This window comes from Comamonas testosteroni (genome assembly GCF_000761245.1).
GTDB classification, from domain to species: domain Bacteria; phylum Pseudomonadota; class Gammaproteobacteria; order Burkholderiales; family Burkholderiaceae_C; genus Comamonas; species Comamonas testosteroni_C.
The window spans coordinates 17938-39337 of the sequence record NZ_AWOR01000061.1 but is presented as its reverse complement, the minus strand read 5'-3'; the positions used below and the strand labels follow the sequence as shown (position 1 = coordinate 39337).

At 58.6% G+C, this 21400-nt stretch carries 22 protein-coding genes and 1 pseudogene; 3 read left to right on the top strand and 20 right to left on the bottom strand.

The genetic code is table 11. The features are described from left to right. Both P353_RS30005 and P353_RS17915 read left to right on the top strand, forming a co-directional pair. A pseudogene (locus tag P353_RS30005) lies at positions 1-282 on the top strand (hypothetical protein); the annotation flags it as partial. 46 nt (positions 283-328) lie between these two features. Further along, positions 329-1419 (top strand): IS3 family transposase gene (locus P353_RS17915; protein ID WP_113707735.1). Its coding sequence is split into 2 segments (ribosomal slippage): positions 329-587 and positions 587-1419, totalling 1092 coding nucleotides; the frame shifts between segments, so codons are not numbered across the junction. Between the two features lie 186 nt (positions 1420-1605). On the opposite strand, the gene P353_RS17910 is transcribed toward P353_RS17915, so the two are convergent. After that, positions 1606-3087 (bottom strand): SulP family inorganic anion transporter, encoded by a 1482-nt coding sequence (locus tag P353_RS17910; RefSeq protein ID WP_003052400.1) that lies wholly within the window; start codon positions 3085-3087, stop codon positions 1606-1608. A gap of 619 nt (positions 3088-3706) precedes the next feature. Here P353_RS17910 and P353_RS17905 point away from each other — a divergent pair. Further along, the gene (locus P353_RS17905) at positions 3707-3940 is read left to right on the top strand and encodes a hypothetical protein (protein ID WP_232776669.1); all 234 of its coding nucleotides are present in this window, start codon (positions 3707-3709) and stop codon (positions 3938-3940) included. Positions 3941-3947: 7 nt separating this feature from the next. Here P353_RS17905 and P353_RS17900 read toward each other — a convergent pair whose 3' ends face one another. The 19 genes from P353_RS17900 to P353_RS17815 all read right to left on the bottom strand — a co-directional run bounded on the left by P353_RS17900 (position 3948) and on the right by P353_RS17815 (position 21399). Then, positions 3948-5564, bottom strand: coding sequence for a conjugal transfer protein TraG N-terminal domain-containing protein (locus P353_RS17900; RefSeq protein ID WP_034372467.1), 1617 nt, complete (start codon positions 5562-5564; stop codon positions 3948-3950). A 5-nt stretch (positions 5565-5569) separates the two neighbouring features. Beyond that, the gene (locus P353_RS17895; RefSeq protein WP_034372465.1) at positions 5570-5983 is read right to left on the bottom strand and encodes a hypothetical protein; all 414 of its coding nucleotides are present in this window, start codon (positions 5981-5983) and stop codon (positions 5570-5572) included. Further along, complete coding sequence (locus P353_RS17890) at positions 5980-7362, bottom strand: integrating conjugative element protein (protein WP_034372462.1); 1383 nt, start codon at positions 7360-7362, stop codon at positions 5980-5982. The genes P353_RS17895 and P353_RS17890 overlap by 4 nt, the downstream gene beginning before the upstream one ends. A gap of 29 nt (positions 7363-7391) precedes the next feature. Further along, the gene (locus tag P353_RS17885; RefSeq protein ID WP_034372488.1) at positions 7392-8621 is read right to left on the bottom strand and encodes a TraU family protein; all 1230 of its coding nucleotides are present in this window, start codon (positions 8619-8621) and stop codon (positions 7392-7394) included. Positions 8622-8683: 62 nt separating this feature from the next. Next, positions 8684-9130, bottom strand: coding sequence for a TIGR03757 family integrating conjugative element protein (locus P353_RS17880; RefSeq protein ID WP_034372459.1), 447 nt, complete (start codon positions 9128-9130; stop codon positions 8684-8686). Next, positions 9127-11976, bottom strand: coding sequence for a conjugative transfer ATPase (locus P353_RS17875; RefSeq protein WP_034372456.1), 2850 nt, complete (start codon positions 11974-11976; stop codon positions 9127-9129). Before P353_RS17875 ends, P353_RS17880 begins: the two co-directional genes overlap by 4 nt. Continuing rightward, positions 11973-12458 carry a TIGR03751 family conjugal transfer lipoprotein gene (locus P353_RS17870; protein WP_034372454.1) on the bottom strand — a complete coding sequence of 162 codons (486 nt, stop codon included), beginning with the start codon at positions 12456-12458 and terminating at the stop codon, positions 11973-11975. Before P353_RS17870 ends, P353_RS17875 begins: the two co-directional genes overlap by 4 nt. Next, a complete protein-coding gene (locus P353_RS17865; protein WP_034372452.1) occupies positions 12445-13863 on the bottom strand; it encodes a TIGR03752 family integrating conjugative element protein in 1419 nt (472 codons plus the stop codon). The genes P353_RS17870 and P353_RS17865 overlap by 14 nt, the downstream gene beginning before the upstream one ends. A 7-nt stretch (positions 13864-13870) precedes the next feature. Then, on the bottom strand, positions 13871-14959 hold the full coding sequence (locus P353_RS17860; RefSeq protein WP_034372449.1) for a TIGR03749 family integrating conjugative element protein: 1089 nt from the start codon (positions 14957-14959) through the stop codon (positions 13871-13873). A 5-nt stretch (positions 14960-14964) separates the two neighbouring features. After that, a complete protein-coding gene (locus P353_RS17855) occupies positions 14965-15705 on the bottom strand; it encodes a PFL_4703 family integrating conjugative element protein (protein WP_034372446.1) in 741 nt (246 codons plus the stop codon). After that, positions 15705-16133, bottom strand: a complete 429-nt coding sequence (locus P353_RS17850; RefSeq protein ID WP_232776665.1) for a TIGR03750 family conjugal transfer protein — start codon at positions 16131-16133, stop codon at positions 15705-15707. The genes P353_RS17855 and P353_RS17850 overlap by 1 nt, the downstream gene beginning before the upstream one ends. 1 nt (position 16134) lies before the next feature. Continuing rightward, complete coding sequence (locus P353_RS17845) at positions 16135-16518, bottom strand: DUF2976 domain-containing protein (protein ID WP_034372443.1); 384 nt, start codon at positions 16516-16518, stop codon at positions 16135-16137. Positions 16519-16545: 27 nt separating this feature from the next. Next, positions 16546-16788, bottom strand: coding sequence for a DUF3262 family protein (locus P353_RS17840; protein ID WP_034372439.1), 243 nt, complete (start codon positions 16786-16788; stop codon positions 16546-16548). A gap of 18 nt (positions 16789-16806) precedes the next feature. Beyond that, a complete protein-coding gene (locus P353_RS17835) occupies positions 16807-17121 on the bottom strand; it encodes an RAQPRD family integrative conjugative element protein (RefSeq protein ID WP_019042353.1) in 315 nt (104 codons plus the stop codon). Positions 17122-17144: 23 nt separating this feature from the next. Continuing rightward, a complete protein-coding gene (locus P353_RS17830; protein WP_034372436.1) occupies positions 17145-17921 on the bottom strand; it encodes a TIGR03747 family integrating conjugative element membrane protein in 777 nt (258 codons plus the stop codon). Then, on the bottom strand, positions 17918-20149 hold the full coding sequence (gene traD / locus P353_RS17825; RefSeq protein WP_034372433.1) for a type IV conjugative transfer system coupling protein TraD: 2232 nt from the start codon (positions 20147-20149) through the stop codon (positions 17918-17920). Before traD ends, P353_RS17830 begins: the two co-directional genes overlap by 4 nt. Before the next feature lie 11 nt (positions 20150-20160). Then, positions 20161-20331, bottom strand: a complete 171-nt coding sequence (locus P353_RS29610) for a hypothetical protein (protein WP_198529097.1) — start codon at positions 20329-20331, stop codon at positions 20161-20163. Then, the gene (locus P353_RS17820) at positions 20328-20867 is read right to left on the bottom strand and encodes a PFL_4695 family integrating conjugative element protein (RefSeq protein WP_034372430.1); all 540 of its coding nucleotides are present in this window, start codon (positions 20865-20867) and stop codon (positions 20328-20330) included. Before P353_RS17820 ends, P353_RS29610 begins: the two co-directional genes overlap by 4 nt. Before the next feature lies 1 nt (position 20868). Next, a complete protein-coding gene (locus P353_RS17815; protein ID WP_034372427.1) occupies positions 20869-21399 on the bottom strand; it encodes an integrating conjugative element protein in 531 nt (176 codons plus the stop codon). Between the last annotated feature and the right edge of the window lies 1 nt (position 21400).

Sequence of the window (21400 nt, the reverse complement as noted above, 5' to 3'; positions counted from 1 at the left end):
CGCAGATGGGGCCAGGTGAGTACCTGTTTTTTGTGCCGACAAGCGAATAGACTGGTCAAAGGCATAACAGGACGGCAGCACCCAATTGGTACTGACCGCAACTCACCTAACAAGGGCGGCTTCGTGCCGCCCTTGTTGATTGCTGACTCACATCCCTTGATGAGTCGTATGCACAAGCCAGACCCTAAGCTGCCGGCGGACCAGCAGGACAAGCGGAGCGTGATCCCAATCGAGATGCAGGATGTGGACCAGTGGCTGGCGGCGACGTCCCCCCGGATTTGAGTAGCGTCTGACTCTGGAGTCCAATCCCGAAGACAGGAGATTGGACGTGAAAAAGAGATTTACAGAAGAACAGATCATTAGCTTCCTGCGAGAAGCGGAGTCTGGACTGCCAGTGGCAGAGCTGTGCCGCCGGCACGGTTTCTCTGAGGCTAGTTACTACCTCTGGCGTAACAAGTTCGGCGGCATGAGCGTCTCGGACGCGAAACGGCTCAAGGAGCTAGAGCTTGAAAATGCACGTCTTAAGCGGCTGCTGGCCGAGTCCATGCTGGAGAACGAGGTGACGAAAGAAGCCTTGAGAAAAAAGTGGTGAGCGCACCTGCACGGCGCGAGCTGGTGCGCCACATGATGGGCTGCGGACTCAGCGAACGCCGCTCACTGCTCGTGATCGGCATGAGTGCCAGCGCCTACCGTTACAAGCCCGCTGAAGACCGAAACGGTGCCTTGAAGGACAAGATCATCGCTCTGGCGCAACGCCATCGCCGTTACGGCGCCGGCATGATCTATCTCAAGCTCAGGCAAGCTGGTGAGATCGTCAACCACAAACGGGTGGAGCGCTTGTATGCCGAGGCTGGTTTGCAAGTAAGGAAACGCAAGCGCAAGAAGATCCCGCAGGCTGATCGCCACCCGCTACAGCGTCCGATGACAGCCAACCAAGTGTGGTCGATGGACTTTGTCTTTGACCGCACGGCCGAAGGACGCAGCATCAAGAGCCTGACGGTAGTCGATGATTCGACCCACGAGGCGGCAGCCATCGTGGCCGAGCGAGCAATGGGTGGCAACCAGTTGGTGCGCGTCCTGGATCAACTCGCCATCACAAGGGGACTGCCCAAAGCGATCCGAACTGAAAACGGCAAGGAGTTCTGCAGTCGAGCCATGCTGAACTGGGCCCACGCCAGGGGTGTTCAGTTGTTTCTCATCGAGCCTGGCAAGCCCAACCAGAACGCCTACATCGAATCGTTCAACGGCCGCTTCAGAGAGGAATGCCTGAACGAGCATTGGTTCACCAGCTTGGCACATGCCCGTGTAATCGTTGAGGCTTGGCGCCGGGAATACAACGAAGAGCGGCCGAAGAAGGTCCTCGGCGGACTGACGCCGGCAGCTTATGCCCAAAGGCTTATGCACAACCCGCTAAATTAATCCCCGGACTCCAAAGCCCAGTGCTACTGAAAACGGGGGGAGGTCGGCGGGGCAACTGCTTAGATTGGCGCCTGTGAATGTGCTTGATGCCGAGCCAGACTAGTTTCGGGTGACTGTCTGTTGGCTGCTACCGGCCAGAAGCTGACCTTGAGCCACAACTTAAGTAGTCCGCTCTAGGCTCTTACCTTAATGAAGTTTTACGTAGCTAGTGCTTTCACTTTTTGGATAAACGGCGAACTGTTCGACCAACTTGGCACTTCTTGCATCTAGCCCTCGCACTTCGACCTTTGTTCCGCCGCGTCGTAGTTTGAACACTACCCGGTCAAGTGCCTCAACTGAGGTCAAATCCCAAAACTGAGTCTGGCTCACATCAATACAGATGTACTCCACCGGTTCAAGGTAGTCAAACCTAGCAATGAAGCTTTCAGAAGAGGCAAAAAATACTTGCCCAGAAACAAAATAGGTACGTTGTTTACCGTCTGGGCTGAGGCTTGAGGTGACATCCAAAATACGGCGCACCTTGTGTGCAAAGAACACACCAGACAGAAGAACGCCAGTCAGCACTCCCTTGGCCAAGTCATGGGTTGCAACAGTCACAACGACGGTAGCGAGCATCACAACGCTGGATGTTTTGGGGTGGGCAACCAAGTCCTTGATAGAGCGCCAGTTGAAGGTGCCAATCGACACCATGATCATCACGGCGACCAAGGCGGCCATGGGAATCTGCTTCACCAAATCGCCAAGAAACACAACCAGTATCAGCAACACTACACCTGCGGTCAGCGTAGACAAACGCCCACGCCCCCCAGACTTCACGTTAATGACCGACTGACCAATCATGGCGCATCCGGCCATACCACCCACAAAACCTGTAGCAACGTTGGCGATACCTTGGCCGACGCATTCACGGTCTTTGTTACTCGTAGTGTCTGTCATGTCATCCACGATGGTGGCCGTCATGAGCGATTCCAGCAGGCCCACGACACACAGGGTGGCGGAATACGGCAGGATGATTTGGAGCGTCTCCCAAGTGAAGGGGACATTGGGAATGAAGAAGCTCGGCAGGCTATCAGGGAGTGCGCCCATATCGCCAACCGTGCGAATGTCTAGACCGAGAACCACATAAGCGATGCTTAAAACAATGATGGCAACCAAAGGCGAAGGAACGGCTTTGGTGATGTAGGGCAAGCCATAAATGATGGCAAGCCCTGCAGCCGTCATCGCATAGACATGCCAAGTGACATTGGTCAGCTCCGGCAGTTGAGCCATAAAAATCAATATGGCCAATGCATTCACAAAGCCCGTCACCACGGAACGAGAGACAAACTGCATGAGCTGGCCCAAGCGTAAGAAGCCTGCCAGCATTTGGAGCACACCAGCAAGAATGGTGGCAGCTAGCAAATAGTCCAGTCCATGCTCTTTTACCAGCGTCACCATCACTAAGGCCATAGCGCCGGTAGCGGCTGAAATCATGCCAGGCCGCCCGCCAACAAAAGCAATAAGTGTGGCAATCGCAAAGGAGGCATACAGACCCACCTTGGGGTCAACGCCAGCAATGATGGAAAAAGCAATGGCCTCCGGAATAAGTGCCAAGGCAACAACGACGCCCGCCAGCAAATCGCCACGGACATTAGAGAACCATACGGTTCTGATTTTTTCAATAGACATAGGTATACCACCCTCAGCATAGAGGGGCAGAACGCACCAAAGCAACCTGCATGAAGGGCAGGAGTAGGCGCAATGAAAACGCGAGCAAGCCTATAGCTCTAGCTACAGGCAAGACGAACAGGTGGGGCAAGAAGTAAAGCGTTCTTGCTGCGCTGGTGCCCAGATTAGGGCGGAGTGACGGAGCGGAAGCGTCCGCGAGGCAGGGCTGCGCCCCGGTAATCAACCGGTTGTTGCGTGAAGTGAGCAAGAGCAGCCATCGCAAGAATTTTAACTAGAAAAAACACATCCACACGATGAGCTTTAAGGACTCCAAAGGGTCGTTCTGAGACGGTCGCTTACCGGTCATATGCTGCCGCTGGTCAGCTCAAAACGGTGTGGAGCTCAACGATCGCCCGCACCCGCACCCGCACCCGCAGCCTAGAGGTAAGCTTTACGCTGCGGCGGGAATAAGTTACCATCTGAAACGCTTGCGCTGAAATAGCCAACATTTGGACTCGCCAGGTATGTGATCTGCTTGGCGCACATCCAGAAGGATGTGGAGGCCACTCAATTTGGGTCGTGTGCGATGCACGATCGCACAGGGAGCCACGAAGATCCATTTCACTTTGATGAAGTCCCTATGCTCAAACTCTTTACCGCGCTCATCGGCCTGCTTTGGCGAGTCTTCCTCATCGTTGGCGGTGTGGTGCTTGGTTCGCTCTGGAATGCTGCTTGGGCTTTCTTCACTTCGCCAAAGGCGACTGGAGAAGATGCCCTCATCATCACCTCAGTCAACGATGTCTATGCCGCAATGTACAACGGTGAGGTAGGCATGGCCGATCTGCACCGTTTCACAGAAGAAGAAAACCGCTAACTCACCGTCAGCGCTTCAGTCTAATTGCTGAGCCTTTGCCAGCGTTGGAAGAAAGATTTTCTCCTTTATTGAGAGTTGAACTTTCAAACCCAAGTCGATAGCCGACCCACGCCATCATGGAGCTCCAGATGAATGGAAGTGCAATGAACATCAGCGCCAATAACGTGTTAAGAATCATCCGCTTATATAGCTGCGGCTGACCTGAGCTCACGCTTTGCGTCATCTCTTGCATCAATGCAGATCCAGTCAAACCAGGGTACATGGCATCGATTAAGTGGGCGTCAAGCCACCGGGCCACAAACCACATGACGGCCCAAAACTTGACCGTGAATATTGCCAATCCACCAATCACCATCACTTTTAAATCGTAGCAACTAATCACTACGATCAATGGCAGGAACATATACAAAGCCATCAACACGAGTGCTTGAAGCATGGGAAGCATATTCAACAATGGGACCATGCCGAGTGAGGATTCAAACGCCTGTTTACCCACTCCGATGGTGCTAATCCCCCCTGTGACAGTACGCCACGCGTTCGTGCCCTTGCCATAGTCATCGCCCAGCATCTTGTCAGGACTAACAAATGTCGGGTTGGCCTTCTCAAAGGCTAGCTTTGCCATGGCATCCTTGGCCTCATCTGTCGAACTAAACGTGATAGTGTTTTGGGCGACTTGCAAGAGACTCCGCCATGTCGAGGTGTTACTGGTGAGGCGCTCTCGCACTCCTCCTGTAGCGGCGTCAGCTTCCCACCATTGCTTGCAAGTTGGGCGCCCCCAGTCCGGGTTCATAAACCCCTGATCCGAACCGCCACCTTGCATGTATTCGCTGTCGCGATTGAAGTCGATGCTCCAGCCAGGCACCGGGTTATATGAGCGCATCACGTCATAGAAACCGGGCTCTGTTCGGAAAAACTGGCTGCCGACCCAGTCCACATCCGTGGGGCCATAGTTGCTTCCCTCAGCAAGAATGCCTCGGCCGTTTGCTGAGATCTGATTCTTGTCCATCGAGAAATACTGGCTGCGTGCCGGCACAAAGCACTCGCTGTAGAAACGCTGCACATCGTGCAACAGAGCCGGATCTTCAATCGTGGCCATCCTGGCCAGATCTGCTACGACGCGCAGATCGCGTTCAGAGCTGGTCATGCCCGCCCGAAAAGCGCCATTGATGCCAGAGGACAGCCCCATGACGCTGTACCACCACAAGGGGACATAGGACAGGTTTCCAGATCGGGCAAACGACCCATTCACCGCATCGGCCATCGCTCGGTCGTAGCCCGAGTTCGTCCCGCCCTGTGTCGACACGACCTGAGGCTCAGAACCATCTGCAGCTCGCTCTGGCTTGTAGCTGAGATTGATGTTATGCAGCGAGGTGAGCGGCGTGGTAGCGAAGCACAGGGCCATGACCAGCAATGCTGTAATCAGCTTGGTCTGTATGGACTCGATGAGAGCCAGCACGCCGTTAAACCCTGCGCCTTCTTCTTTGGCGCTATGCCACGCGTTAAACGCGATGAGCGCGAAGGGCAGGGCGGCCAGGCCGGTTCCGGTCAGAATTTCACCGAGAAGGTTGGCGAATGCCCAGCCGTAGAGCGTCGTAAAAAGTTCAAGATAGCTATCGAGCTGCATATCGATCAGGAGGTAAGGCCCATGATGAATCGGGCAATATTGCCCGCGCCAATTGGCACGAGTGCCAAGTACATGGCCAGCATCCCGGCAACGCGCCAGCGCATAGCCAGCACCGCCCGCAGCTCATGCTTGGCCACGTAGCCGCGTCTGAATCCCCAGGCCACGATCGGACGCCAGCAGACAATCACCCAGCAGCACAGGGCGGTCTGAGTAAGCGTCCCGAGTTGCGCGCCCTTACGAAACCATGCTGAGACAGAGACGACCTGTGAGGGCTCCAGCTTGAGCAGCCAGGTCAATAAAGTGCCGCCAATCAAAACGATCAAAGCACCGTAGATGAGCCAGGGCAGCCAACGACGAAGCCGCCCCTTACGCATTGGAACCGGCTCAGACGCTTCCACGACTTTTACGGTGTCGGTCATCTTGTGCTCACACGTCCATCGACCAACGGCGCAGGATCTGCACGCGTGCCGCCTTGCACATCCATCGACGCGGACCCAGCTTGCTGCTGGTTGCCCATGATCGACAAGGCAGTCTCGCCGGTCATTTCTTTGCGTATGCGGAACTCAAACATCATGTCGTTGATGTACTGAGTCAGGCGGTCAATCTTCGTCTGCACCTCAGATCTCACGGGAGCAGCGCCCGTGGCCTCGGGCAGGCTCATACCGGAGATCAGCGCGTTACGCGCGATCAGTGCCTTGTCGATGGTCTTGTAGACCGCAACCTCCTGGGCCAGGCGGTTGATGGCCACGGACCGCACATCGGTCGGCAGCTTGCGCACGGCGTCCATCAGCTGTGGGCTCACGGCCATGCCGGGAGCGCTGACCTTGGCCAGGTCGGCATGGCTGCTTGAGTTGCTGAAGCCCATATTGCGCATCGTCGGAAGTACCTCGTCCAGCTCGCGCTCGAATTTCGGGGCCAGGCCGGTCGCCGTCGAGGTGATGGTGGGGCTCGGGCAATCGGAGCCTTGGGTGCACATATAGATTTTCTGGTCGCCAAGGACTTCGGCACTCCAGCGAGCCAGGTCGTCCGGGGTCTTGAAGGCCTGGACCAGGCGCGTCGATGCCAGCGAGGAGCTGCCGTAGTTCGCCGTCGACAGGGAGTTGGCTGCCTTGTTGATCGTGACGTTGTAGCCGGCGACAGCCAGGTCGCGGATCGGCTGGATAGGTGGGGTCCCAGCCCCACCGGCACGGCTGCCAAATACCCATGGCAATCCGGCACGCTGGCCCGCCTCGTTCTTGTTGATATCGAGCTTGGCATTAACCACGCTGCCGCCCGTATTGGCCTTGACTTTCCAGGCATCACCCTTGGCCAGGGCTATGTACTCCTCGTAAGGGTCTTGGCCATTCTTAATCATCGCCTCCATATCCTCACAGGTCTTCAGCGATGCAGAGACCAGCAGATCCGCCTTCTGGCTGAAGTTTTGGAAGAGCTGATAGAGGCCTGGCTGCGCGCGCTGGAGGAAATACAGCGGCAGGGCCGAGATACCGGCTTGCACGGCCCCGGTGATCGTCGCACCTAGGTTCTGGATGCTATTCATGAGATCCGACCACGAGAGCCCGATGTCAAACTTCCCGCAGGAATAGTTCGCGCGGACGCCGGCACCCAACTGCATCGATAAGGCGCTGCGATGGGGGGCAGCGCTGATCGGCGAGCCCCCGCCCATCCGATAGTAGAGACCCGACGAGGTAATCGTCTGGGCGGCCGCAGGTGTCACGACCGAGGGAGCCAGCACGCAGGCCAAGGTCACGGCCGCGCAGATCCGCTTAAAGCGCAGGGAAGGGGAGTGTGCGTTTGTCATAGTGAAAATGGAGTGGGACGGCAAGGGAATCAAGGCACGGAGTAGAGGTAGACACCCCGGCGTCGGCAGCAGGTGTATTTCTGCCAAAGGTTCCAGGCGTAGCCGTCATCGGAGCTGGTGGCTCCATCCCCGAACGAAGTCAGCGACAGCGAGTCGTTCTGGCCGAATTGCTGGCACCCGGACCAAGCCTGCGGATACAACATCTGCCATTTACGCTTCTCGCCATAGTTGAAGTAGCGATAGCCCCCGGAGGGCTGGACACGCGAATAGATGTGAGGCTGAGCTTCCTTGTAGATGATCGAGGCCACACGCTCAGCCAGCACTGCAGAAGCCTTCACGGGGTGCGACTGGATGATTTCTCCGGTACGTGGATACAGGTTGCCCCAGGTCTGCGTGTAGCCAGAGCCGATCTCGCCCAGTCCGGGCACCCAGGCCTGCGGATAGATCATTTCCACGGGCACGATGCCGCGCCAGAAAGGCGCATCGAGCTCGCTTTGGAAGTGCAGGTTGAAATAGCTGGCTCCGCCAGGACAGAAGAGGGCACCTCCGGTGCTGCCCGAGAGAATTTCCGAGAGCTGCTGCAGACCGGCGATGCCTGCCTGGATCTGCTGCACTGTCTCGGCGATCTCCATCACCTGCTTCACGCCCTCGATGGTCTTGAGGATCGTTCCAAGGCTGGCCAGCAATGATTCCGAGCTCAACAGACCCTTCGCATCAGATGCCACAGTTTCTGCAATGCTGGCAGGCACTTGGGTCCACTGGCGCCCAATATTGGGTAGCTCCTTCGAGGGGAACTTGGCCAACTCGCTAACCGTGGGAAATGCGATGGACTTCGGCATTGTGAACATGCCGCCAGACGCGAGCATGCTGGCAAACATGCCGGCAGGATTGCCTATGGCATCCGCCCCTTTGAAGTTCGCCATGGCCGAGTTGCTGTCCAGGCCGCCAGCGGACGAGTCCAGCAGCCGTCCTGTCAGTACAGATCCAGCCGTTGTCAACGTGGTGGCCACGACCGTGCCGATGTCGGTCCAAGGGTGGCGCAGCGGTTCGTTGTAGGTGCTGACCACCACGTCTGGCACATAGTGGGAGATTTTGATCGAGGTTCGAATCCAGCATCCGGTCCAGCCGCAGCTCAAGAAAAAGCACACGCCCTCGACGGAGTACGACACACAAGACAAGGCAGCCTTCGCCGTATTCGCGATGATGGCCGGGGTGGTGGTTCCTGCCATGGTGGTGGCCGGTGTGAGCACGGCGCACATCGAGGCCGTACTGACGGCCGCGACGAGACGGCGCAGGCTGAGATTGAGGGAAGCTCGTTTTTTCATCGGGAAGGCCTTTGCTGAGCCGCGGCGAACAGTTCGATGGCGCGGTCCACATCCGCAACTCCATAAATGACCTTGGCGCGATTGATGACGATGGCCGGGAGCCGGTCCAATCGGTACTGGACGGCCAGCGTCATGCCGGAGGCCGCATTGGTGATCTGGTCCTTGTAGCGGCGGCGGATCTCGGCCTCGTGCTGACGCATATAGGCCATGGCGTCGGCTTCGTTCTTGGGCAGCCCTGCATTGAGCTGCTGCTCAAGTTGGGCCATGGCGTCCACGCGATAGACCTTGAGCACATAGCCAGGCTGGCGAAACGGCGGCCGCACCACCGTGGCCGAATTGGCGAAGACCTCCACGGTCGTGACCGAAGGGCCGATAGAGCCTTGGGCCAGGGCGCTATGAGCGCAAAGGCCCAACACCAGGGCAGTGAGGGATGACCGCATCATGCGCGCGCCTCCTGCAGTCGTGCCGCCACGCGGTAGGCCGCTTCCACCTCGGAGCACCCATGCTCGTCCATAAGGCGGCGGCGCTCCGCTTTTTCATGACCTTCGGTCATTGCCAGCGCAATTGGCAGTGCCGGCGGCACGTTTCGGAACAGCCACTGATTGTTCGCGCTGATGAGCACACCTTCTGTGTACTTCGCCGGCTCCTTGACGGCAGACTCCATCATGTGGCGTTGCTCTGGTGTGAGCGACCTGAAGCGCGCGATCTCCTCGATCTCGTTCTTGTCCATAGTCAGCAACATCCAGAACTCGCACATGGACAGCACGCGGGACATGCTGCCGGGGAAGTCCTTCAAGTTCTGCGTGGCCAGCCAGAACCAGGCATTGAGCTTTCGCCACATCTTGGTGCCCTTGGCCACCTTCGGGCCAAGCAGCTCGTTGGTGGTAATCAAGTGCCCTTCATCAGTCAGCATGATGAGGGGGCGATCCTCATGCTGAGCGGCCTCTGCGCGCGACTGCACCGAGTCCAGCAGGCTGGTGTAGGCCACAGCGAGCGCATCCTCATAGCCGTCTTTGGTCAGTGTGCCCATTTCCACGAGGGTCACATCGGCATCGGGCCAGTCCTGGCCCAAGCGGTTGAAGAGTTTGCCGCGCAGGCCTGTCGTGAAGCTCATCATCGAATGGCCCATCTCTTCGGCGCGCGAGCGGCGGTGCTCCGACAGAGATGCGTCCTTGACCATGGCCGTCAGCTCCAGGGCAACGTCTTGTGTCAGAGGATGGCGCTTCCCCTCCGTAGACACGCGCACTGCAGCTCGAATAATGGCCCTGGTGACCAGATAGCGGTCGGCGCGCGTCATGCGTTTGAGCTCGGCGTCTTCACCACCCGTAATCATCATGATGGCCGAGATAAGCATCTCGCCCAGGTAGTCGCGCTTTTCTTCGTCCGAGTCGTCGTCGGCGTCAGCCGACTCCATCACTTCATTGACCGACTCCATCAGTCGCTCGGCACCGACGAGCTCAGCATCCTCTTCGGAGGGAATGCCCGCTCCAGCCCCGAAGTATTCCTCAGCTGCCTTGAAGGACTCCATGATCTCCTTGTCCTGCAGCAGCTCGCTGGCGTATACGAATGGGGGCAGTGACACATCGGTGTCACCGCTCAGATTGACGCGATACACGCTCAAGCCTTTGGTGGCCATGTCCTTGACCATCAGATCGAAGGACTTGCCTGCATCCGCGATCACCAGGCGTGGGCGGTGGATGGCCATGACCAGCATGGACAGGTAATTCAACGTCGCCGACTTGCCCGCTCCTGTGGGGCCGAACACCATCATATGGGCATTCTTCTTGCGGTCGATTTTGTTGAGCGGGTCGATCCACAAGGGCTCGCCGCCCCGATTCCAGAACCAAAAGCCGGGGCTGGCCGTGCCGCGTGAGCGCCCATAGACCGGCAAAATGGCTGCGATCAGGCTAGCAAACGTCAGGCGCGACCGTCGCATGCTGCGTAGATCGAACGTGGGATCAAATGCGAATGGCAATGCGCGCAGGAACGCGTCATGCGGCACCAGGTCCTCTCGGGATTCGATGAAACGCATTCCGGTCGGCGTCAGCTGGGCATTGACCTCGGAAACAGCCGCATCCAGATCCGCATGGGTCTTGCCGCTCAGGTACAGCCCCATGAACATCGGATAGAGCTTGTCCCCGGTGGCCATGTGCTGGAGCACTTGCTCCGACTCTCTATGGGTCTCCTGCGCCACGGCGTTTTGAGCACGGGAAGCCCTTTTGATGTCCTCGACGTGACGCTCGACTTGGTACTGCGCTGCAATCGTCACCGTCACGGACAGCATCGATCCAGGCGGCAGTCGGTCAAACCGCGCATAGGCTTCGTTCCCGATCCGGCTTTCTGCGGAGAAGTGCCCGATGCTAGGGTGAGCACGAAGGTTTTGCAGCGTGAGGAACTTCACCGGCTGGCCATCGAACTCGAAGCAGCCTTGTTCCTGGTTGCACGAGGGCTCCGAAAGGTTCAGCGACTCGGAAAAATCCCAGTCATAAATGCCCTCTGGAGCCTCATCACCCGGATACGGCGCGCCGCGGAACAGCTCGGCGCCCGTGCTGGCCCAGGGCACATTACGGTTGAAGAATGGAAGCATCCATTCGTAAAAGTCCTTGCCGTTGGCACGCCGCGCCGTAACGCCGGCTTCGTTCAGCGTGGCCAGCAAGGTTGTGGCCACCGCCTCCATCTGCTGCTCGGCCAGGCGGCGCTCATTGACCAAGTCATCAAACTGGCGATAGATGCAGCAGCGAACACGGCGCTGCTGGCCGCGCCAGGTCTGGCCCGTCACCAAGGTGTCGGTAAACAGCCCTTGCTCTCGGGAAACCTGCGACAGGTGACTGCGGAACTCTTTCAGCACGGACTTCGTGTATTCCGATTCGATGATGGCCTGCGCACGCTTGGCGTCCTTGTGCTGGGACAGGATGTAGTCGTGAAGGTATTGGTTCAGCCCGTCGATGTTTCGGTCATCGCTCAGGAAGAACTGGACCACCCAAGGAGAAGAATCGACCTCGGGAATCGCCTGGATAGCCTCTTGAATCTTGCGGCAGTGCTCTTGCAGGTACTCCAGCGGCTGCGCCTCCGTAGCGACAGCCCCCAGCTCGAACAGTGCGCCCAAGGTCTTGCCGTCACGCATAACAAAGTTGCGGTCTTTGGGTGAAAACTTGACCCAAGGCAGCAGCTCAGTGAAGGAGGGCGGACGGGCGGCCATCTGCTTGCGATCGGCGGCCGTCATGAGCCGGCGCTTGTGCTTGCCCTTGGTGCCCCCAGACAGGCCCAGCTTTTCCAGCAATCCGCTCATTGGCCAGCCTCCCCCGCAGTGCGGCCGCGTGAGAATGCGGCGCGGCCTTGTTGCAGCTCTTCGGCCACCTCACCGGTCATGGCGTACTCCGTGGACTCGTACATTGGGAAAACCGTGACATAGCCAGGCACGGGGTAACGGCCCTTGGCCAGGTGGGGGTAGACCACCATGACCAGATCCGGGTTGGGTACGCGTGCAAAGCGCTGTTGCATAGGCTCTAGGGCCGACCAGTAGCGCTGCGTCATTTCGTCGCCGCGCGCGATCGGGCGCGCACTCGACGCACGCTCCAGGCGGTCCCGCGCCGTCTCACGAGAGGAAGCTGCTGACTGCGGGGGCTGAAACTTGCCCCGATACACATCCACCAGGGTCGGACTGCCAGCCGTAGCTTCCTTCAGCGGAGACTCGCGCGAGCCAATAGCTGTGCAACCAGCCAGTAGCGCGGGAAGCACAATGGCAAGAAGAAGGGAATTATTCGAGGCCATAGCGGGCTCCAGACAGGACATTGGGGGACTGCGTGCGGTGCACGATCTTTCTTGGGTTGGCGGGCTTGTCGATTTCGATCTGGCGGTCCAGATGCACGACCAGCTGCTGGCCAGCGGGCGTGACCACCGCGTCAAACGAGCTCTTGAGGCGCTCAGTCAGCCAGCGCACCAGCTCATCGGTGGCTCCCGAACCCATGCGGCCCAGTGCAAAACTGCCGGCATTTCCGGTGATCGAGGAGGTGGTGCCATTGCTGCTGGCCATGGTGGTGGTCTGGGCCTGCGCCAAGGCCTCGGCGGCCACGCCCAAGCCCTTGGCACCAATGATGTCGGTCAGGTAAGCCGGCGCATTGGTCACGAACTTGCCTTGAATACAGGGGTTGCCGTACAGATCACTGATGAATCCAAGGTCTGTGGAACCATTGGTAGCGATGGCTGTGACGCCAGCACCTGCCTGCGTCTGCGCGGCACGACGCGCCGAAACCGTATGGATCGCACCATCGTTGAACACGAAAGTCATGCTGCGGATCTTTCCCTCGGTGCACGACAGCGCCATATCGCCTACGGCCACGCCGGTAACGATCATCCCGGCGAGGTCTTCGGGCAACTCCCAGCCGTTGGCGGCTAAGTTGTCGCGCCCGACTATGGCTTTGAATTGCATGGGGTCCGTCACACGGCCATTGACCGGCACACGGCCGATCAAACTGGTCATCGCGGTGACGCCCGCCAGCGTGGAGTTCTCCGGCAGCGTGAAATAAGCCACGGGTTGCGGCTTCGTTGCCGCCTGAGTGGCCTGAGCAGCTTGTGCGGCCTGGGCCGCGCTGACCGCACTGGGCATGGATTGCGTGCCGTCCGGGGCTACCCGCACATAGCGCGTAACCATCTTCCCTTGATGCTGAGTTGTCTCGGTGGTGTAGCCCATGGGCGGAACCACCTTGTAGGCAGTGCTGCCACCGGACAAGCCTAGATCCTGGGAGCCACCAACGGGACGATGACCTCCGCCGGCGCCAATTGCGCCAAGCCCTGTAACAGAGTCGATGGCGTCGCCAATGGGCTTAAAGACATCGATTGGGGCTGGATCTGTGTCATTGCTGGTACCACCGACAGCACCAGCAGAAGAGGTGCCTGCAGGTGCACCTTTCTCCAAGCGCTCCAGGCGCTTGCTGAAATCCTGGTTAGCACGGAGCACGTCCTGAATATCTGCTCGCAGATCCTTGTTGGCCGCGACCACTGTGGCCAGCGTCTCGCTGGGCGTGTCCTCATCTGCGCCTGCCGTTTTGGGCAGCGGGGCCGCTGCCATGGGCGCAGCGGTCGGTACATTGTTCTGGCGCATGACCATGACCGAGCCGACGATGACGAAGGCCACGATGACAAGCACAGGGGTGAGTTTGTTGCTTTTCACTGCCATGGGGGCCTCACAGACAAGACTCGAAAGTGCGATCGCACACCAGGTAGACCGCCGTGGTGTCGGTGTCTGTACCGGAAGCACCGATCCGGCCATGCTGGGCCGTGGCCGAGAGCCAGCGCCCGCGCAAGCTCTCCAAGGGCAGCTCCAGGGCAAAGCGCGAGCGGTTGGTGACGCGCACCGCAGTCACATACAGGTTTCCTGACTTCCACTGGCCTACGGGCGCAGCGTCCACGGCAGCGCCACGGAACAGTGTCGGCACGGGCTCGGTTCCTACGCCAACCTGGCTCACACCTGGCGTGCCACCAGCCAAGCGTCGAGGTGCGTAGAGCTGGCGGGCAGCATGTCGAGTGAGCTGCACCATGTCCGCAGCAACGCTCTCTTGCTGTTGAGACTGGCCACTAGCCAATGCAGCTCCACCAATGGGGTTCGGCACCGTCGCGGGCTCGATCACAGAAACCTGCAGCTCGCCTTTAGCGGACTGCGTGGACACGACCTTGCCCTTGGAGTCTTTGGCATCTGGAGCGGCTACCGCAATCAGATCCATCGGAATCTGCTGGCCGCTATCCACCAATTCGGCAATGATTCGGATCGCCGTGAATGGCACGAGCGCAGTCACATAGATCGTGCCGGCGATCGTCTCGATACGCGCCACGCTATCCATGTCACTGGGCATGCGCAGCAACGCATCGGCTGGCAAGGTCACAAGGCGCTCCTGGCCGACCGTCAGATTCACCCGGACTGGCTCACGCGCAAACACAGCACGCTCGGCGGGGCCAGAGGTCAAAGGAGCTGGGCCAACGCGGCGTAGAGACGCTTCGGCAGCTGCGCGCCTGGCAGAACCCACGGCTGTATTAGCCAGCGGTGCGGGCACGCTAACGCCTGCCACCATGCGCCCGCCAGCTGGGGCGCGTCCTGCATTGGCTCCAGCAGCTGGTGTTGCAGCAGCTGCACCCGTTTGGCCTAGGTCAATAGGCTCATTGAACTCGGGCGTCTCGGTACTGCCCGCCAGCGATTCGACCTGCTGAGCAGCGACGCTGCCATGCAGAAGCTGCAGGGCGACCAGGAGGCAGATCGAAAGAGAACGACGTTGGATCATGTGGATCAATCGACAGAGGTGTCACGAGGCAGGCTCGAAGGGGCAATAGTTCCGGGCAGACGCGGTGCTTTCAGGTCCGCTTGAACCGGCGAGCCAGGCTTGAGCTCCGCAGGATTGAGGCGCGCGGGCTGGCTACTGCCGAAGCAATCCAAGCCCAGACGCCATGGGTTGCGCTCACGGTCCACATCGAAGCGCACCACGCGCAGCGGGTACCGAATGAATACGTCCTTGACCGGCTGCCCTGCGAAGGTCTCCTGCACCTGCATGTCCAGCAGCACCGTCCAGGCATCCGAGCCTTCACGGATCACACGGTTCTCGCTGTACGGAAAGCCGGGGATCTCGCTGATCTGGCGAGTACGGCGGCGCAACTCTCCTTTAGCGTGACGCTGCTGCATATCGGTTTGCAGTTGCGCCTGACAACGAGGCGTCAGATAAAACTGCATTGCGTAAATCTGCTTACCGTAATCCTGAGAGCCATCGCTCTGCCACCGATTAATCTGCTGCCAGATGTAATACGCAAAACCGTAGGCATTTGTAGAGGGCACTGGAGACTGACCATCAATAACCCGTATCGTGTCACCCGCCTTAATATCTGGTGCGACGTGCAAGTCGATATTCTTAGGAACGCGCGAAGCGAACCACATGCCAGCCACTGCCAGCCCTACTATGCCAAATATGATTTTGGTAAGCTTTGCGCTATGGCTGCGCTCGGACGCAAGTGCGTCCAGATAATCACCACTGCTCATTATTTGGTTTCCGATGATTTGGCTTCAGCCCTGATCGAATTCAAGCGATAGCTGCAACCCAATTGCATCCGGCCGTCATGGACCAGAAATTTTGGCTTGGCCAAGTTGTGCGACACGAGAAAAAAATGCATCCAATGAAGGTAGTAGCCTTCAGGGCGGTTTCTCTTTACTTCTTGCAGGTACAGTGATGAATACCACAGCACTGTGAAGGGCACGATAATGCATATAACTGGAACAGTGATCCAAAGTCCAGAAATATATGCAACCACGCCTCCGACAAACAGGCTGGCAGCGAAAGACACGGCCCCAATGTACCCGGCTTCGCTTGCTGCCATGCCGTTGATAATAGGTGGCTCAGAGTTCACGCGATCGGTCAGCGGAGCCGAAGCAATGGCCATGCCTTGAGGACGGGTGTCTTTCGCTGTCATGTCAGGCCAGGGTCTGAGTAGCGTAATTGACCATCAACACCACGAGGCTGAGAATAATGACGCTAACAATTACGTGCTCTTTTAGATCACCAAGCTGAATAGTGCCTTTGGTGTAGTCGCGATAGCGTTGCAGCGAAGCAATTACCACATATAAAAATGCGGCAACCGCAAGGACCAACCCCAGGATGGTAAATCCGAGTTTCAGATAAGCGCCTATGATCCCAAGAATATCGCCTTCTTGTGTGGTGCCGCCGCCGATACTTCCACCTGCAGGAGGCTGAATTGTTGGCAGAGCGCTAAAAGCAGGGAAGGTTGCAAGCAGCACAACCGGAGCCAATGCGATAGATGCGATGCCAGAGTTAATTTTTTTCAAGTGCTTCTTCATAATTTCTCCAAACAATTAATTGGTTTTTTACAGAATGATTGATCCCACCACGCCTACCACTAACAAAACAGTAATGGCAACTCCAATACACGCCCTCATGGCTTCCGATGCATCCAGTTCTCCATCTCCATAAGCCTTCAATACCAGCGTGCCGAGCCATGCGCCAATAGAAAACACCATTGCAAAAACCACGACAAAAAGTAGGTACTTCAAGTTTTGAGGATTGAAGCCTGCCCCTTGTACGAATGCCGTCGCCATTTCTGAACGCATGGTTTGTTTTTCTTTTGGTTATTGCCGATAGTCACCACGCAATGGGGCGACTGGGCGAGGCTGGCGAGGTGCATCCACGTGGTTCGTTACGCCAAGGCGCAGCAGCTCCAGGTCGCGCTGCAGCCAGTCGTAGCGGAACTTCACGCGCTGGCCGGTCGGCGCGGCTTTTTCCGCGTCAGCAACCATCAGCTGCACCTGCTCGATCTCGCCAGCGATGCGCGCCAAGCGCTCGCGCTCCAGCTCGTCGTCGGCAACATCTGCCCAGGCCATCGCAGTGGTGGAGAGCACTCCAATCACCAAGAGGGCAAAGAACGAATGTCGTGAGCGTTTCATCAATATCTCCTTCAAAATCAATGTCATGCGTATTTCTTGAACGCGCCTACCGTTGTCGATAGGGTGAATGCCACAAGCACGGTGAACACCAGAACCATGTAGGCTGGGTTGAAGCCGCCGAACGGCCAGGACAGGTACAAGCCAAAGCCGCCTGTAAGCGCCCATCCCACATAGCGCTTGGCGTGGTGGTAGACGAACGAGGATTCGCGGCCGCCTTGCCAACGGCGTCGATCCCTGCGCACCAACCCGTCGATCACCCCCATCAGGCAGGCAAGGGCAAATGCTGGGAGTGCGAAAACTGCAGTGCAGAGGCGCAGCAGAACGTCCTGCAGGACAAACATGCTGATGACCACCCATTCGCTGAGCATGTAGATGAACGACGCACCAGCCTTGGCCAACCCCTTGAGTTGAGGCTGCACGCTTTGACCCAGAAAGCTAGGCAGTGCCGCATCTGAACCTACCTGCTGGGCGGCCACGTTGCGCTGATACCAGCGCAACGCACCAAGGCGCTCGTAGGGCATACGTACCCACTTCACGATGCGCAGCGAAAAGTCCACGGTGTCTGGCACTAGCAGACTGCGTGGAGCGGCTGCGATATAGCGCAGATCCTGCTGCACCATCTCCTGGGCATGGCGGATGCCCTGGTCACGCCAGAAGAAATAGCCACCGCCGATTTCAATCACCAGGCCGATGAGCCACGAGGACACTGTCACACTGAATAGTCCAAAGCCAACCAACACGGCCACGCCAACAGGGCCGTGTGTGCTTGGCTTTCTGGCGGGCGAGTTCGGAGCCGTCATGAGTGCGGTCCCATCACGTTGCCGGCCACGGCGGACGAAGTTGCGCCTGCCATGGCGTAGCCAGGCATATCGTCATCAAAGGCAGAGGCGAGATCCGTGTCGATCAGCCCACCTGCACCAGCGCCCAAGGGCTGTGTACTGAGCCAGTCGGTTTCTGCGGCCCACGTCTCACTCGTGCGATAGCGGCGTTTCATGTCCTCAGCAACCGCCTTGAGCGAAGCTGGTATGAACGGGTCGTCCTTGGTATCAGCCAGAGGAATACGAATCTTGTGGCAGCGATTGCCTTCCAGCAGCGCAAACGCTTGACCCTGTGGCAATGAAAGAACGTCAGAAGGCTCGATCAGCGGCGCCTTCGACTTGTTCGCTATGTCGTTGTTCTGGCTGGTGAAATCGACGCCATTGCCCTGGGCAGCCGTGTCCGACACGCCCGATACTGGCGTGAGCACCGTCACGTTGACCTGCGGCACCTGGTCCGTCAGCAGGCTCGCGGTCGCCTTGCTGCGCACACGCAGCATGCAAAGGTGGTTGAAGTTGTCGAGGATCTGGCCAGCCTTGGCCTTGTCACCAACCTTCGCCTCGATGTCAAACATCGACTGGGTGTATGCAGTGATGCGAAAGCCAGATCCGCCCAGTTTGTTGACCATGGGCACGAACTCGGGACCTGCAATCTCATTGACCTCATCGAAATGGCAACACACAGTCGGCAGCTGCAGCTTCCCGTCGCCGTGTGGGTCGAGGCCTGTCTTGTAGAGCTTGCCGCCGGTCGAAACGAGATCGGACAGCATGGAATTACCCACGGCAGATGAAACCACGGAGTCAGACAAGGCATCCAGGCCGGCATACACGATGCCGCCCTGGCGGAACACCGTCATCCAGTCGAAGATCGGCCGCTTGTCGTTCGGGTCAAAGTAGTCAGGGCTGATGAGCTTGCCCACCGCGCCGGAGGTGAGCTTTTCGAGGAATGGCCCCAGGCTGGCAATGATCTTTTCATAGAACGAACGCTCGTAGCTGAATGCGGCCGCCAGGCCGACCAGTACCTTGTCGTCCAGTCGTGCTTCCTTGATGAGCAGATACATCGCCACCTGATCGGGCGAACGATCCTGCAGGCTTCTTGGAACCGGAGCCTTCTTTGCCACGATAGCGCGCTCCAGCTCCACCAGGCGGTCCTGATAGCTGCCGAAGCGCTGGGGATGGTCAATCGCGAGCTTGCGAAACGTCATGTCCGCGTAGTCCATGAACAGTGGGTCAATGCCAGTCACGTCCTTGAGTAGCGTCTCGTAGGTCGGAATGCGACCGAGTGCCACCTGGGCCTGAGCCACGATGTTGGTGAACCGCCAGCTGAACTCCTTGAAGGCTGCCGAGTTGCCCGAGGAGGGCAGGGCATTCGTGGCACGGCCAGCGACTTCGGTGATACGCGCGAAATTGCCAATGCCGTTGTAGCGTGCAGAAATCTCTGGGTAGCCCAGATGGAACATATAGAACTGATCCAGGCGACCAGCGCGTCGTGCCTCTGCATGCATGCGAAGCATCAGCTCCGCGTCGCCCTTGGGGTCGATGACGATCACCACATGACCGGCATGAATGTCCTGAGAGCACAGAAGCTCCAGGAGGCGCGTCTTGCCCACGCGAGTCGTGCCCATCACCAGCAAGTGGCCAGAGCGCGAGCCTTGGCGCAACACCACCGGCTTTTCGTTCTGCACTCCAACGCCATGAAGCACAGGGTTGCCGCCCAGGTCCACGCCCGTGGCGAAGGGATTGGCGGTACCGCCGACATCAAGCACACGCTCCAGTACCCTGGCCAGCAGGCTGTCGGTTTTGGCCTGCGCCCACTTGCGCATCTTTTCGCCGGTCGCTGCGAGCTTGAGCTCGGTTGGCGAGGCCTTCACGAAGCGCTGAACATCTGTCTCACGCGCGTCCAGCAAGCGCTGGGTGTGCAGCTGCGTCCACTCAAAGCCTTCGCCCAGGTAGAGATGCTCCTTGAGATTGACAGGAAGCTTGTGAGGGGCCAAGCGCGTCATCTTGGTGAACTTCAGCCCGCGTTGATAGCTGTAGACCTGGAAGGCCTGGCGCGCACGCACGCAACCGAAGCCGGCAGCGATTGCTCCCGAGACTGCGCCCAGCGAGTGGGGCATCATCAGCGCCCATGGCGCGGCGGCAGATACGCCAGCAATCCCAAAAGCTGTGGCTGCGCTCAATGCTTCGACTGGCGGCCTCAGCACGCCTTCCATGGTCCCGTCACTCACTGCATGCCCTCCAGCTGGAACATGCCGTGATGGCTTGGAACATTTTGGGACTGTTCAGGCCCAAAAGCCGTTCCAAGCTGGCTCAGGACAGCACGCAACAGTCGAGCATTGGCGCATGCTTTCACCGCGCCTTCCGATCCGATATGCACCAGGCCGAGTTCGCTCATGGAGCCACTCCAAACGTGCTTTGAGGCAGGATCTGGTAGGCGCGGCCATTGCTGTGCACCAGCACGGGAAAAACTGGCGCACCCTTGGCGATCAATGTTTCTGCAAGGAATGCCCCTGTATCAGGAGCCAATTGCAAGGGGTTGGCCACTTGCTGCAGCAGCTTGAATGCGGCTGGCGTTGCTGCCTGCACCACAATGCCGACAGCATTGAGCTGTATCAGCTTCTTGTGGTTGAAGGCTACCCAGCGCAAAGACGCGTCGTCCGCGCCGAGCACGAACATGGGCTGAGTCAGCCATTGGCCATTGAAGACCTGCACGCCGTCTTGCTTGAGCACACCGCCGCGCAATTGGCTGCGAAATGGGAAACGCAGCCCGTCGAGCACATTCGCCTCATCTGTGCCGCCCACGATCTGGGCCACATAGGGCGCCAACGGCACAGACTTGCCGCTGTCGTGGATCATCTCCAGCTCCACGCCGGCCAGGGCCGGCGCGCTGCAAGCGAGTCCAAGAGCGAGGATGGCGAAACGGCAGCGCATATCAGCGTTTTCCGCGGTTGGCAGGAGCTGGCGAAGCGCGCTCGATGATCTGCGTGCGCGGCACGTTCAGCATGTCGGCTGCACCTACAGACGACTGCACGCGCGGCAGGCGGTCATAGTTCACCATCGGCTCGTTGGGATACAGGCGGGCCATAGCCGCCTGCATTTCACGGTCCCACAAGATGCTTCGCTCCACATCCTGGTGGAAGATCCGCGCCATGCGCTCGGCATACTGACGGCGCTCTGCATCGTTGCGAGCATGTATGCCCAGCACCTCAAGGGGCGAGAGCTCCTTGACCGAGAAATTAGCACGAGGTCCCAGCGACAGCACCTTGGCCCGCTGCATCTCATCGGCAGTCAGACCCCACATCTGTTGCACAGCACGCGCTGTCTCGTCCAGTTGCGAGCGGCCCTGTTGAGTCGTGCTGGGCAACGAGCTAGCTTCTGCAGTGCGGCCAGTGCGCAGCTGCGCAAAGGCGCCCGTGCTCAGCTGCAATGCGACCACGGTGGCAATAAAGGCAGTTTTTTTCATG

Excerpts from the sequence above, each read along its gene's own strand:
- P353_RS17910 (WP_003052400.1), bottom strand. The coding sequence starts at position 3,087 with ATGTCTATTGAAAAAATCAGAACCGTATGGTTCTCTAATGTCCGTGGC.
- P353_RS17905 (WP_232776669.1), top strand. The coding sequence starts at position 3,707 with ATGCTCAAACTCTTTACCGCGCTCATCGGCCTGCTTTGGCGAGTCTTC.
- P353_RS17900 (WP_034372467.1), bottom strand. The coding sequence starts at position 5,564 with ATGCAGCTCGATAGCTATCTTGAACTTTTTACGACGCTCTACGGCTGG.
- P353_RS17895 (WP_034372465.1), bottom strand. The coding sequence starts at position 5,983 with ATGACCGACACCGTAAAAGTCGTGGAAGCGTCTGAGCCGGTTCCAATG.
- P353_RS17890 (WP_034372462.1), bottom strand. The coding sequence starts at position 7,362 with ATGACAAACGCACACTCCCCTTCCCTGCGCTTTAAGCGGATCTGCGCG.
- P353_RS17885 (WP_034372488.1), bottom strand. The coding sequence starts at position 8,621 with ATGTGCGCCGTGCTCACACCGGCCACCACCATGGCAGGAACCACCACC.
- P353_RS17880 (WP_034372459.1), bottom strand. The coding sequence starts at position 9,130 with ATGATGCGGTCATCCCTCACTGCCCTGGTGTTGGGCCTTTGCGCTCAT.
- P353_RS17875 (WP_034372456.1), bottom strand. The coding sequence starts at position 11,976 with ATGAGCGGATTGCTGGAAAAGCTGGGCCTGTCTGGGGGCACCAAGGGC.
- P353_RS17870 (WP_034372454.1), bottom strand. The coding sequence starts at position 12,458 with ATGGCCTCGAATAATTCCCTTCTTCTTGCCATTGTGCTTCCCGCGCTA.
- P353_RS17865 (WP_034372452.1), bottom strand. The coding sequence starts at position 13,863 with ATGGCAGTGAAAAGCAACAAACTCACCCCTGTGCTTGTCATCGTGGCC.
- P353_RS17860 (WP_034372449.1), bottom strand. The coding sequence starts at position 14,959 with ATGATCCAACGTCGTTCTCTTTCGATCTGCCTCCTGGTCGCCCTGCAG.
- P353_RS17855 (WP_034372446.1), bottom strand. The coding sequence starts at position 15,705 with ATGAGCAGTGGTGATTATCTGGACGCACTTGCGTCCGAGCGCAGCCAT.
- P353_RS17850 (WP_232776665.1), bottom strand. The coding sequence starts at position 16,133 with ATGACAGCGAAAGACACCCGTCCTCAAGGCATGGCCATTGCTTCGGCT.
- P353_RS17845 (WP_034372443.1), bottom strand. The coding sequence starts at position 16,518 with ATGAAGAAGCACTTGAAAAAAATTAACTCTGGCATCGCATCTATCGCA.
- P353_RS17840 (WP_034372439.1), bottom strand. The coding sequence starts at position 16,788 with ATGCGTTCAGAAATGGCGACGGCATTCGTACAAGGGGCAGGCTTCAAT.
- P353_RS17835 (WP_019042353.1), bottom strand. The coding sequence starts at position 17,121 with ATGAAACGCTCACGACATTCGTTCTTTGCCCTCTTGGTGATTGGAGTG.
- P353_RS17830 (WP_034372436.1), bottom strand. The coding sequence starts at position 17,921 with ATGACGGCTCCGAACTCGCCCGCCAGAAAGCCAAGCACACACGGCCCT.
- traD (WP_034372433.1), bottom strand. The coding sequence starts at position 20,149 with ATGGAAGGCGTGCTGAGGCCGCCAGTCGAAGCATTGAGCGCAGCCACA.
- P353_RS29610 (WP_198529097.1), bottom strand. The coding sequence starts at position 20,331 with ATGAGCGAACTCGGCCTGGTGCATATCGGATCGGAAGGCGCGGTGAAA.
- P353_RS17820 (WP_034372430.1), bottom strand. The coding sequence starts at position 20,867 with ATGCGCTGCCGTTTCGCCATCCTCGCTCTTGGACTCGCTTGCAGCGCG.
- P353_RS17815 (WP_034372427.1), bottom strand. The coding sequence starts at position 21,399 with ATGAAAAAAACTGCCTTTATTGCCACCGTGGTCGCATTGCAGCTGAGC.